10 protein-coding genes are annotated in these 12,951 nt (G+C 38.2%); 8 read left to right on the top strand and 2 right to left on the bottom strand.

Features of this window, described 5'->3' with window-relative positions; translation table 11 throughout:
• Positions 1 to 40: 40 nt before the first annotated feature.
• Positions 41 to 847 carry a Cof-type HAD-IIB family hydrolase gene (locus tag ACQKTA_RS04065; RefSeq protein WP_427814269.1) on the bottom strand — a complete coding sequence of 269 codons (807 nt, stop codon included), beginning with the start codon at positions 845 to 847 and terminating at the stop codon, positions 41 to 43.
• A gap of 268 nt (positions 848 to 1,115) precedes the next feature.
• Between ACQKTA_RS04065 and ACQKTA_RS04060 the strand changes: the two genes are divergently transcribed.
• The 5 genes from ACQKTA_RS04060 to ACQKTA_RS04040 all read left to right on the top strand — a co-directional run bounded on the left by ACQKTA_RS04060 (position 1,116) and on the right by ACQKTA_RS04040 (position 6,239).
• Positions 1,116 to 2,318: a multidrug efflux MFS transporter gene (locus ACQKTA_RS04060; protein WP_427814268.1), complete on the top strand. Its 1,203-nt coding sequence runs from the start codon at positions 1,116 to 1,118 to the stop codon at positions 2,316 to 2,318.
• A gap of 235 nt (positions 2,319 to 2,553) precedes the next feature.
• Positions 2,554 to 3,384: a transporter substrate-binding domain-containing protein gene (locus tag ACQKTA_RS04055; protein WP_427814267.1), complete on the top strand. Its 831-nt coding sequence runs from the start codon at positions 2,554 to 2,556 to the stop codon at positions 3,382 to 3,384.
• 19 nt (positions 3,385 to 3,403) lie between these two features.
• Positions 3,404 to 4,738 (top strand): CapA family protein, encoded by a 1,335-nt coding sequence (locus ACQKTA_RS04050; RefSeq protein WP_427814266.1) that lies wholly within the window; start codon positions 3,404 to 3,406, stop codon positions 4,736 to 4,738.
• Between the two features lie 17 nt (positions 4,739 to 4,755).
• Positions 4,756 to 5,496, top strand: coding sequence for an amino acid ABC transporter permease (locus tag ACQKTA_RS04045; RefSeq protein ID WP_427814265.1), 741 nt, complete (start codon positions 4,756 to 4,758; stop codon positions 5,494 to 5,496).
• The gene (locus ACQKTA_RS04040; RefSeq protein WP_407856398.1) at positions 5,493 to 6,239 is read left to right on the top strand and encodes an amino acid ABC transporter ATP-binding protein; all 747 of its coding nucleotides are present in this window, start codon (positions 5,493 to 5,495) and stop codon (positions 6,237 to 6,239) included. Before ACQKTA_RS04045 ends, ACQKTA_RS04040 begins: the two co-directional genes overlap by 4 nt.
• Positions 6,240 to 6,303: 64 nt before the next feature.
• Here the strand turns inward: ACQKTA_RS04040 and ACQKTA_RS04035 are convergent, their stop codons facing one another.
• Positions 6,304 to 6,483, bottom strand: a complete 180-nt coding sequence (locus ACQKTA_RS04035; RefSeq protein WP_427814264.1) for a YjzD family protein — start codon at positions 6,481 to 6,483, stop codon at positions 6,304 to 6,306.
• Between the two features lie 170 nt (positions 6,484 to 6,653).
• Here ACQKTA_RS04035 and dnaE point away from each other — a divergent pair, with 170 nt between their 5' ends.
• The 3 genes from dnaE (at position 6,654) to pyk (ending at position 12,858) form a co-directional block, all read left to right on the top strand.
• Positions 6,654 to 9,911: a DNA polymerase III subunit alpha gene (gene dnaE, locus ACQKTA_RS04030; protein ID WP_427814263.1), complete on the top strand. Its 3,258-nt coding sequence runs from the start codon at positions 6,654 to 6,656 to the stop codon at positions 9,909 to 9,911.
• Between the two features lie 138 nt (positions 9,912 to 10,049).
• Positions 10,050 to 11,012, top strand: coding sequence for a 6-phosphofructokinase (pfkA, locus tag ACQKTA_RS04025; protein WP_332581487.1), 963 nt, complete (start codon positions 10,050 to 10,052; stop codon positions 11,010 to 11,012).
• Positions 11,013 to 11,073: 61 nt separating this feature from the next.
• A complete protein-coding gene (pyk, locus tag ACQKTA_RS04020) occupies positions 11,074 to 12,858 on the top strand; it encodes a pyruvate kinase (RefSeq protein ID WP_332654268.1) in 1,785 nt (594 codons plus the stop codon).
• The last annotated feature ends 93 nt before the right edge of the window (positions 12,859 to 12,951 follow it).

Below are 12,951 nucleotides of genomic sequence, written 5' to 3'. Positions count from 1 at the left end.
AAGCTGGGATACAGAATGGTACATTCTGTGTCTCAGCTTTTTATAAATCTAAATATTTAGCTAAATAGTCGGCCATACCGTTTTCAGCATTTGTTTTTTCAGTAATATCGTTGGCTACCGATTTTAATTGATCTGTACCGTTAGCCATCGCTACACCCCAACCGGCAAATTTCAACATATCAACATCATTGTGTTCATCTCCAAAGGCAACGATATCTTCACGTTGAAAATCAAGTGTTTCGATCACACGTTGTAGGCCATGTGCTTTTTGGATTCCTTTGGCCACAACTTCTAAGATAGGATTAGGTCCGCCCCAAGTGTTCACTTCTACTTCATGTCCGAATTGCTGTTTTAGTTCTTCAGAAACACTGCCGACATTTTCAGGTTGGCTGCGAAGTAACACGGAAGTTGGATTTGTTCGCAAGGTATTCATGGTTAGTAAGTTTTCATCAGTAGCAAAATCACTCGCAAAAAAATGTTTATCAAAGAAATTCAAATCATCGATGAAGAAAGTTTCACGATTTTCAGCGGCGATAAAATCTAATTTTAAATTTTTCTTTTCCGCCATTAAGTCAAAAACAATTTTTCGATTGAAAGAAGTTTCTTGTTCACCGATCCAATGTTGCTCTGGCAAGTGGACAAGTGCGCCGTTGAAATTGATCATAGGTGTTGTTAGTTGTAATTGTTCATAAAAATTTTTACTCATCCGATATGGTCGGCCAGTAGCGATGACAACAGAGTGTCCCTCCGCGATTGCGCGTCGTAATACTTTAGCCGTTTTATCAGTAATTTTAGACTCGGGATTTAATGTTGTCCCATCTAAATCAAGTGCAATTAATTTTTTCATAGGATCTCCCTTCTATAGATAAGGAAACGATTTCGAATTAAGATAATATTGAGAAAATTTAGGCTCAGTAATAAAGTTGTCACCGACCAAAATCCTTATTTCGATTTGTTTAAGTCTAGCATACTCATCAAAAAACGCAACTGCAGAGCGTTTAAAAATAAGAATATTAATGAATATCTAAATACACGCTAGAGGAAGATACGTTTCTTTTTTTTTCGTTCTGTTATAGTATAGAACTAATTAATGGCTAGGAAGTGAAAAATAGAAGATGAAAATCCATTGGCGTAGAAATTTATTTATTTCTTGGATTGGGTGTTTTTTTACTGGGGCGAGTTTCAGTTTAGTAATGCCGTTTTTACCGGTCTATATCGAGCAATTGGGAACGGCAAAATCACAAGTTGATTTGTTTTCGGGACTGGCGATTTCAGTTACCGCATTTGCCGCCGCCATCGTATCTCCTTTATGGGGGAATTTAGCCGATCGTAAAGGACGGCGTTTAATGATGGTGCGTGCAGCGGCGGGGATGACAGTAACAATGGGCTCATTAGCTTTTGTCCCTAATGTTTATTGGCTGCTGATCATGCGCTTTATGACAGGAGTATTATCAGGATATATTCCTAATGCAACAGCATTGATTGCTTCTCAAGCACCAAAAGAAAAAAGCGGCTGGGCGTTAGGCACATTGGCTACTGGAGCGGTCGCAGGAAATTTGATCGGACCGTTGATCGGCGGGATGTTGGCGCAGTGGTTTGGTTTACGAAATGTTTTCATTATTACAGGAATTATTTTATTGATTTGTACAATTTTAACGATCTTGATGGTCAAAGAAGATTTCGAGCCAATCGAGAAAGCTGATATCGTCAGCATGAGTGAATTGCGTCAACGAATCGATCATATGCCGATTTTAGTGGGACTATTTATTAGTTCATTGATTTTGCAATTGGGCGCTACGAGTATCAGTCCGATATTGACGCTATATATCAGGGACCTAAATGGATCCAGCAGTAATACGCTATTCATTAGCGGCTTGATTGTTTCAGTGGCGGGTGTGTCAGCAATCATTTCTTCTCCAACGTTAGGAAAAATTGGTGACCGCATCGGAAATCATAAAGTACTATTAGCGGGCTTGATTCTTTCGTTCGTTTGTTTTATTCCAATGGCATTTGTTCGAACACCTTTTCAATTAGGCGTGTTGCGTTTTTTCCTTGGCTTTTCCACTGGAGCACTAATGCCATCGATCAATACGTTGATCAGTAAAATCAGCCCACCAGAAGGAGTCAGTCGGATCTTTAGTTATAATCAAATGTTCAACAACTTTGGACAAGTTATTGGACCAATGTTAGGGTCGACTGTAGCACATTCAATGGGCTACCCGTCAGTATTTCTAGTGACTAGCCTCTGTGTGTTTGGAAATATCATTTTAAGCTTCTTCAATTTTCGTAAGTTGCTCATAACTAAAACAAAAATCTAAGCAATAAGTAAAGATAGACTTCATAAAAAACAGGCAGAGTTGAAAATTTTTTCGACTCTACCTGCTTTTTTATTTATGTATAAGTTTTTTTGATGGATAGATATAAAATTTATAAATTATTCGGTAATGACTCCGAATGCTATACTAAAAACCAATTCTAATAATTTGTTAGTTTTAATTAATACATTATTGATAATTATTTATAAAAAAGTTGAAAATAAAGGGAGTTTAAAATATGAAGAAAATAGCGTTGGTTTTGGTAGCTCTTACCAGTTTTTTGATACTTACAGGTTGCGGCACAAAAAAAACAGCAACAACGAATTCGAGTGATGTAAAAAAAACGATCGTTGTCGGAACGAGTGGTGTCAGCAAACCATTTAGTTATGAAAAAGACGGGCAATTAACAGGGTATGATGTGGAAGTAGTTAAAGCTATTTTCAAGGGAACTGATTATAAAGTGAAATTTGAAAAAACGGAATTCGAATCGATTTTATCAGGTGTAGATAGCGGACGTTATCAACTAGGAGTCAATAACTTTTCTTATAATGAAGAAAGAGGTAGCAAATATACGTTCTCTTACCCGATTATTACAAATCCTAATGTTTTCACTGTCAGAAAAGATGGTGACTCTATTAAAGAAATCAGTGATTTAGGCGGGAAAAAGGCGGTCACAGAGGTGGGGAATTCTGGAGCAACGATTCTTGAAAACTACAATAAAGAAAATCCAGATAATAAAGTAAATATCACCTATTCAGAAGTAGATTTTATCAAACAATTCGAGCAAATCGAAGCTGGACAATATGATGTACGGATCATTTCTAAAGTTTCTGCCGAAGCTGGGATCAAAGAACATGGCTTTAAAGATTTAAAGACCGTTGCATTTACTAGCGAAGGAACCAATGCCAATGCTTATGTCTTGCTAGGAAAAGATGCAGATCCAGCCTTGCAAAAAACAGTCAATGATCGGATTAAGGAATTAGTGGAAGATGGTACATTAGCTAAAATCAGTCAAGAACAGCTAGGTGGAGATTACGTTCCTAAAACAGCTGATTTGAAACAACCGTAAAGAGAAGAGAGGGTTACACATGAATTTTATAATTACCGGAGATTCGCTTTTTTCAAGTCAAAATCTAACGCAAACGATAGATGAGGCTTTAGTAGCAAAATTACAAACCGCTGATGCAGTCTTTACTAATGCCGAATTTGTCACGCCGAATTTAGCAACTCCTCCCGCAGCCGGCAGAGGATATGTAACAAGTGTTCGTCCAGCATTGTTAGATGAGTTTACAAAATTAAATATTCGTTATGTTGGATTTGCCAATAATCATACAGGAGATTTTGGGATTCAAGGGATGTTAGATACATTAGAAGAAAGTCGGAAACGCAACATTATTCCTTTGGGGATTGCTGAGAATTTATACAACGCCAGAAAACCAGTATTTATTGATCATGCGGATTGCCGAATCGCTCTTATCACCGTTGATGTCACACGAAGCGAAGTTTTTGCTGCACTTGATAGTGCCAATGGATTGCCGGCACGTCCAGGAGTGAATCCATTACGATGGGATCGTAAATATGTAGTCAGTCCCAAGGATCTACAATCATTAGAAGCAATCAGTCAGCGCAGCGGTTTTTCAGCGAGTATGGATGAAGCGAAAAAAATCGAATTATGGAAAGCAGCTGATTCAAGAGAACAATTAGATCTAGGTTCGTTTTTTGAAGGCTACATCAGTTTTGTTGCAGGAGAGCAGCCGGGCGTAGAAACAACGGCAAAAGAAAGTGATCGTCAGGCTATTTTAGCCTCGATTGAAGATGTGAAAAAAAGAAGCGATTTTGTTTTTGTCAGTCTTCATACTCATGAGGGAGAAAATGAAAACTGGTATAGCGAGTATCCTGCTGCATTTATTGAACAGTTTTCTCAAGCTGCGATCGATGCAGGCGCAAATATCATATTTGGACACGGTGCGCATTTTACTCGGGGAATTCAAAACTATCATGGTGGTACGATTTTTTATAATCTTGGCAGTTTGCTGATGGAGTTTGAAGCGGGCGAATCACTCTTGCCTTCAGAAATGAATGAAGCTTATGGTTATGCTTCTGCTGAATTGCCATCAACGCTTCATGGTAATCGTGTTAAAGACTCAGATGGAAATTGGCAAGGATTTTATAGTGATCCTAAATTTGAAGAAAATTTTTTAGTTTCATTTGATTTAAAAAGTGGACAAGAACCGCAATTTCAGTTGATTGCAACTAATTTGCAATTACGTAATGATAGGGTGACCAAACGAGGGCTCCCAATCATTGCAGATGTACGATCACGTCGCAATCTGATCTCTCATTTGAATGCAGTCAGTCAAGAACGATACCTAACCGAAATCGTTGAAGAAAATGGTGTTATCAAAGTACGCTCTTTGGAATAGAAAGCGAGGCAGTTTTTTTGGGTAAAATTTTTGATGTTAATTATGTTTTTAATGCCATCGCAGAACTTATAAAATTTTTGCCGATGACATTGCAGATCACGGTATTGTCGATGTTTTTCGGGCTTGTTTTAGGCTTGTTATTAGCAATCATCAAAATAAATAGGATTCCGGCCTTGTCACAACTAACGACGATCTTTGTTTCTTTTGTTCGAGGAACACCACTGATCGTCCAACTGTATTTAAGCTATACTGGCATTCCATTATTGTTAAAATACTATAATCTTCATCACGGGACTGACTTAAATGTCAACAATGTTCCAGCACTGCTGTTTGTCTTAGTCACTTTCAGTCTCAATGAAGCTGGCTATAATTCGGAAAGTTTACGTGCAGCCTTGTTATCAGTAGATAGAGGCCAAATCGAAGCCGCACAATCTTTAGGGATGACTTACGGTCAAGTAATGAAACACGTGATCTTACCTGAAGCATTCGTGGTCGCTTTGCCAACTTTGGGAAATACATTGATAGGTTTGTTAAAAGGAACTTCTTTGGCTTTTGTTTGTGCTGTAGTCGAGATGACAGCTCAAGCAAAAATTTTAGCAGGCTCCAATTTTCGCTATTTTGAAGTCTATCTAGCGTTAGCATTGATTTACTGGGTAGTAACAATTATCATCGAACAGCTGATTCGATTGATTGAGAAAAAAATTGCGGTGCCCGATGAAGTAGTTTTACGATCAAAAAGGTCAGGTGATTGGTTATGATCCAAATCGAACATTTATCTAAATCTTTTCAAAGCAATCAAGTATTGAATGATCTTTCCTTTGAGATTCAATCTGGAGAAGTGGTCGCGCTGATTGGCTCATCTGGGGCAGGTAAATCAACACTTTTGCGTACACTTAATTTTCTAGAAAAAGCAGATACCGGTCGGATTACGATCGATGAGTTTTCATTAGAAATTGCAGCGGCAAAAAAAGAACAGATCATTCAACTAAGAAAGCAAACCGCTATGGTATTTCAATCATTTAATCTGTTTCGCCAAAAGACAGCATTGGAAAATGTTATGGAAGGGTTGGTTGTTGTAAAAAAAATACCAGTCGACCAAGCACGCAAAATGGCAGAAAGCCAGTTGGAAAAGGTGGGCTTATTAGAAAGAGCAGATTATTATCCAAAACATCTTTCTGGCGGCCAACAACAACGAGTCGCAATTGCTCGCGCACTAGCGATGCAGCCAGAGTTATTGTTGTTAGACGAACCAACTTCTGCACTAGATCCTGAATTAGTCGGTGGTGTATTGGCAACGATCCAACAGGCGGCAAAGGATGGTTTTACGATGTTGCTAGTTTCTCATGAGATGAATTTTGTTAGGAAAGTTGCGGATCGTGTCCTGTTTCTAGAGCATGGAAAAATCATCGAAGCAGGAACAGCGCAAGAAGTTTTTGAGCACCCTAAACAAGAACGAACCAAAGAATTTTTAGCAAATTACTATCATCAAAACGAAATTTGATAAAAGTTTTGCGATTAATTTGAAATATATAAAAAACCAGTTACAATTAAGTAACTGGTTTTCTTTATGCTTTTACTTTTTTTGGTGAGACGAAACGAGCAGTAATAATTGCGATCACGCCAACGACAAGTGAAATGATAGTAGACATTTCAAAATTATAAGAAGCACTTTGCAAGGCACCGCCTAGATAACAAACGGCTTGTCCAATTGCGAAAGCCCAAAATAGTGTGACTAGATATTTCATCAAGAGCACCTCTTTTCACAGTAACATTTAGGTTTAGTTTAGCATTTTTTTTGAAAATGTAAAGAAAAGTCTAGTACCTATTTACATTAATTGAACGCTAAAAGAATGATAGCAATGAATACTGATTAAATAGAAAAAATACTGATAGATAGACGAAGTAGGAGGACCTTATGCAACTACCACAACTTTATACAAAAACTTCCTATTCATTATTAAATAGTACCTTAACGATCAAGGAATATGTAGAAACAGCAAAAGCCCGTGGGTATTCAGCAATTGCTATTACAGATAAAAATGTTTTATACGGTGCGGTAGAATTTTTTCAAGCGTGTCAAAAAAATCAATTAACACCGATCATTGGATTAGAATTGGATTTTATTTCGATTGAATCAACTGAAACGGTATTGCTCTATGCAAAAAATGTAGCAGGCTATCAGGAACTCATGCGTTTATCGAGTACTCGAATGATGGCAGAAAAGCCTCAAAAAATCAGCGAATATCAAATCAAACAAGATAACTTATTGGTTGTTTTGCCCGTAGACTCAATCAAAGAAGCACTCGAACCGCTTATAAATGAATTTCAAGAACTGTTTCAAACGGATTTTTATTTAGGGATCACACCTGAGACGAAGCTTAGTAATTTGCCAGCCAGTTGTTCTAAAGTTGCTTTGCATGAAGTAGCTTATTTAGAAAAATCTCAGGCTTTCTCAGTTAACGTGATGAGTCATATTCAAGCTGGAACTCAAATTCCCCGAGAAGAATTGATTGCGCAATCTGGAGAGCATTATTTACTTGATATGCAGGAACTAATTGAGCGTTTTGATGATCAGGAAGCTTTAGTAAATGCTGAAAAATTTGTTAACGAATGCCATTTTGAACTTCCGTTGCATCAAAAATTATTACCGCATTACCCAGTACCCACCGAGCAATCTGCTAAAGAATATTTGCAAAAACTTTGTTGGGAAAAACTTCCTGAGCGTGTTTTCGAAGTGACAGAAGTTTATCGTCAACGGTTAGAACGAGAATTGAAAATCATTCATCATATGGGATTTGATGACTATTTCTTGATTGTTTGGGATGTGATGGATTACGTTCATCGTAGTAAAATCGTTTCAGGAGCTGGTCGAGGTTCGGCTGCAGGTTCGTTGGTAGCCTATGTGCTTAATATTACTGATGTCGATCCTATTGCCTATAATTTATTATTTGAACGGTTTTTGAATCCTGAACGAAATAGCATGCCTGATATTGATTTAGATATTCCTGACAATCGGCGCAATCAAGTTTTACATTATGTTCATGAGAAATACGGCCACTTTCATGTTTCGCAAATTGCCACCTTTGGAACGATGGCTGCTAAAATGGTGCTTCGTGATGTTGGTCGGGTCTTCGGACTGTCTCAAAGCGAGGCCAACCGTTGGTCAAAAGCGATTCCGAATCAGTTAAAGATCACTTTAAAGGCCGCCTATGAAAAATCAGAATCGTTGAAACAATTGGTGGCCTATGATGAACGCAGTAAATTATTATTTGAGACAGCATTGGACTTAGAAGGTTTGCCTCGCCATGTATCGACTCATGCGGGTGGAGTAGTGATCAGCGACGTTGATTTAATGAACATCGTTCCCTTGCAAAATGGATCAGAAGATATATTGCTGACTCAATTTACGATGACCGATGTCGAGACGATCGGATTATTAAAGATGGATTTCCTAGGATTAAGAAATTTATCGATCATAGACAATACATTACAAAATATTCAACGTGTTTATCAAGAGGATTTAATATTGAGAGATATTCCGTTAGATGATCCAGAGACGTTAGCACTATTCCAAAGAGGTGAAACAAGCGGTGTCTTTCAATTTGAATCCGCAGGTATCCGAAATGTCTTACGAAAACTTCACCCAACAACAATAGAAGATATTATTGCTGTTAATGCACTTTATCGTCCCGGTCCAATGCAAAATATCGATCACTTTATCGCTCGAAGGAATGGGAAAGAAAAAGTGGTTTATCCTGATCCTTCCGTTGAATCAATCTTGGCACCGACGTACGGTATCATTGTGTATCAAGAACAGATTATGCAAGTGGCATCTGAGATGGCTGGTTTTAGTTTAGGCGAGGCGGATATTTTACGTAGAGCAGTCAGCAAAAAGAAAAAGGAACTTTTAGATGAGGAAAGAAAACATTTTGTTGAAGGCGCCTTAGCTCATGGACACAGTCAAAAAAGTGCGGAAGAGGTATACGACTATATTGAGCGTTTTGCAAATTATGGATTCAATCGATCTCATGCCGTGGCCTATACTTTTGTAGCGTATCAATTAGCCTATTTAAAAGTTCATTATCCAGGTGCTTTATATACTGCATTGATGCAGTCAGTTCGTAACGATCTTAAAAAATTAAGAGAATATATCGCTGAAGCTAATCGAGCAGGAGTAAAACTATTGGCTCCTGATATCAATCGGAGCGGGTACAGTTTTACATTAGTAGAAAAAAATGTGATTCGTTTTGGATTAGATGCTATTAAGGGTATGCGACGAGATTTTGTCAGTGATATCGTAAAGGCACGCAAAGAAAATGGATCTTTCCAATCACTCGATCAATTTTTATTACGCATCGAATCACGTTGGTTGAAAAACGAATATCTGGCACCGTTGATTTTAGTAGGCGCCTTTGATGAATTACATCCGAACCGAAAAGAATTATCTGATGGTTTGGAAGGGAAGATTCAAAATGTGCAATATAGCGGCGGAAGTATGTCACTGCTGGATGTAATGAGTCTTAAAGAACGAGCAAGTGCTGATTTTTCATTAGCTGAACGGCTTGATTATGAAGAACAGTATTTAGGGCTCTATGTATCGGGGCACCCGACAGAGAATTATCCTAAACTATTGAAACAAAAAGATCTTCAAGCGATTACTGAATTAGTTGTAGGCAGCCAAGCTAAAATCCTCTTCTATTTAAAGGATATTCGCGAAATACGGACAAAAAAAGGTGAACAAATGGCTTTCTTGACTGGAAATGATCAAAGCGGTGAGGTTTCCTTAACGATTTTTCCGCAAATGTATCGCCGAGTCCGTAATTTATTAGTGGTAGAACAGGTGTATGTGGTACAAGGAAAAGTTGAACGCAGTCGCTATGATCAAACGATTCAATTATTAGTAGAAGAAATTGAGTTAGCACAAACAGCAGAAAAGGCAATCAGTGATCAAACATTGTATTTACGTGTCAAAGCTGAAAAAGAGTCAACTGCTGTTGAACGAGAAATCGCTGATCAAATCAAATTATCACCTGGAAATGTTCCGGTAATTATCTATTATGAAAAAAATCAGCGAAAGATTGTGTTGGCTAAAAAGTTTTGGATAGGGGTTAATGACTCCTTAATAGCTGCTTTACGTGACATATTAGGGGAACAAAATGTCGTAATAAGATGATTTCTTGTAACTTTCAAAAACTTTTTTCAAAATATAAGCTTTTAGCGTGGACATCCCAAGACTTTTGGGATGTTTTTTGGTAGAATGTACCATGAATTAAGCAATGTATGTTTTTGATAATATTTATGAGGTGAGAAAATGAAACGCATTGGAATTTTAACAAGTGGAGGAGACGCTCCTGGAATGAACGCTGCTGTTCGCGCGGTCGTTCGTAAAGCGATCTTCGAAGGCATGGAAGTATATGGTATCAATTATGGTTTCGCCGGACTAGTTGCTGGAGACATCCGTCGTTTAGATGTTGCCGATGTTGGTGATAAAATCCAACGAGGCGGAACTTTCTTATATTCAGCTCGTTACCCAGAATTTGCTACTGAAGAAGGTCAATTAAAAGGGATCGAACAATTGAAAAAATTCGGTATTGAAGGTTTAGTTGTTATCGGTGGCGATGGTTCTTACCATGGCGCATTAGCTTTAACGAAACATGGCTATCCAGCTGTAGGTATCCCAGGAACAATCGATAATGATATTCCAGGAACTGACTTTACCGTTGGTTTTGATACTGCTATCAATACAGTCCTTGAATCTGTTGACCGTATCCGTGATACTGCAACTTCACATGTCCGTACATTTGTTATCGAAGTAATGGGACGTAACGCAGGCGATATCGCTTTATGGTCTGGTGTTGCTGGTGGAGCTGACGAAATCGTCATTCCTGAACATGACTTCGACATTGAAAAAATTGCGAAAAAAATCCAAGCAGGCCGTGATCGTGGCAAAAAACATTGTCTAATCATTTTAGCTGAAGGTGTTATGGGCGGAAATGAATTCGCTGATAAATTAGCTGAATACGGCGATTTCCATACACGTGTAAGTGTTCTAGGACACGTTGTTCGTGGTGGTTCTCCAAGCGCTCGTGACCGTGTATTGGCAAGTAAATTCGGTTCATATGCCGTAGATTTATTGTTAGAAGGTAAAGGTGGATTGTGTATTGGTATGGAAGACAATAAAGTTATTGCTTCTGATATCGTTGAAACTTTAGAAAACAACAAACACAAACCTGATTTATCATTATATGACTTAAATAACCAAATCTCATTTTAATCTCGTTAATAATAGTTGAATACTATATATTATAAACAACCAAGAATGGAGCGTTTACGCAATGAAAAAAACTAAAATCGTTAGTACATTAGGACCAGCAAGTAATACTGTTGAATTAATTTCTCAATTAATCGAAGCTGGTGCTAACGTCTTCCGTTTCAACTTCTCTCACGGAGACCATGAAGAACAATTAACTCGTATGCAAATGGTTCGTGAAGCAGTAGAAAAAACTGGTAAAGACGTTGGTATTCTTTTAGATACAAAGGGTGCTGAAATCCGTACTACTGTTCAAGATACTACTGAAGCTGACTATGGTCGTGCTGGATATATCGAATTCAACGTAGGCGACAAAACTCGCATCTCAATGGATTCTGAACTTAAAGGAACAAAAGAAAAAATCGCTGTAACTTACCCAGGTCTATTCGATGATGCTCACATCGGCGGACACATCTTATTCGATGATGGTCTTATCGACATGGAAATCGTTGAAAAAGACGCTGCTAACCGTGAATTAATCATGTTAGTTAAAAATGCTGGTATGTTGGGTTCTCGTAAAGGTGTTAATGCACCTGGTATCTCAATCAACTTACCTGGTATCACTGAAAAAGATGCTGACGATATCCGTTTTGGTTTAGATAACGACATTAACTTTATCGCTGCAAGTTTTGTACGTAAAGCGCAAGACGTTCTAGACATTCGTGAAATCTTAGAAGAAAAGAACATGACTCACGTTCAAATCTTCCCTAAAATCGAATCTCAAGAAGGTATCGATAATATCGACGAAATCATCAAAGTTTCTGATGGTATCATGATCGCTCGTGGTGACATGGGTGTTGAAATCGCGCCTGAACTAGTACCTATGGTTCAAAAACGTATCATCAAAAAATGTAACTTTGCTGGTAAACCAGTTATCACAGCTACTCAAATGTTAGAATCAATGCAAGAAAACCCACGTCCAACACGTGCGGAAGCATCTGACGTTGCGAATGCTGTATTTGACGGAACTGATGCTACAATGCTTTCTGGTGAATCTGCAAATGGTAAATACCCAGTTGAAGCTGTTGGCACAATGGCTCGTATCGATATGGAAGCTGAAGCTGCATTGAACGAATTAGGTTCATTCCAAATCAACGAATTCGACAAAACAAACGTAACTGAAACAATCGGTTTATCTGTAGCTCGCGCTGCTAAAAACTTAGGTGTTAAAACAATCGTTGCTGCTACTGAATCAGGTCACACTGCACGTATGATCTCTAAATACCGTCCAGATGCTGACATTTTAGCTGTAACATTTGACGAACATACAAAACGTAGCTTAATGGTTAACTGGGGTGTATACCCAACAGTTGCTGAAAAACCTTCAACAACTGATGAAATGTTCGACTTAGCTGCTCAAAAAGCTGTAGAATTAGGTTTTGCTGAAGAAGGCGACTTAATCTTGATCACTGCTGGTGTACCAGTTGGTGAACGTGGAACTACAAACGTAATGAAAGTTCAAATGATCGGTTCTAAATTATTAGAAGCACAAGGAATCGGCGAATCTTCAGTTGTTGCACATGCAGTTGTTGCAAGTTCAGCTGAAGAAGCAATCAAAAAAGCTCAAGATGGTATGGTTCTAGTTGTTCCAACAACTGATAAAGAATATATGCCTGCAATCGAAAAAGCTGCTGCTTTGATCGTTGAAGAAGGTGGATTAACTTCACACGCTGCTGTTGTTGGTATCGCTCAAGATATCCCAGTAATCGTTGGAGCAAAAGATGCAACTTCAACTGTTGTTGATGGCGAATTAGTGACTGTCGACTCTCGTCGTGGCATTGTTTACCGTGGACAAACAACAGCTATCTAAATCTTAGACTGTTGCGAAGCGGACCAATTTATTGGTTCGCTTTTTTTATGAGTATTTACACTAAATAAAATAGATAAATGCAGACGAGCGTTT

The sequence above is a fragment of the Enterococcus sp. 22-H-5-01 genome, from assembly GCF_050310005.1.
Lineage (GTDB): Bacteria > Bacillota > Bacilli > Lactobacillales > Enterococcaceae > Enterococcus_A > Enterococcus_A hailinensis.
The sequence above is the reverse complement of the archived record's forward strand: the minus strand, read 5'-3'. Positions and strand labels throughout refer to the sequence as shown.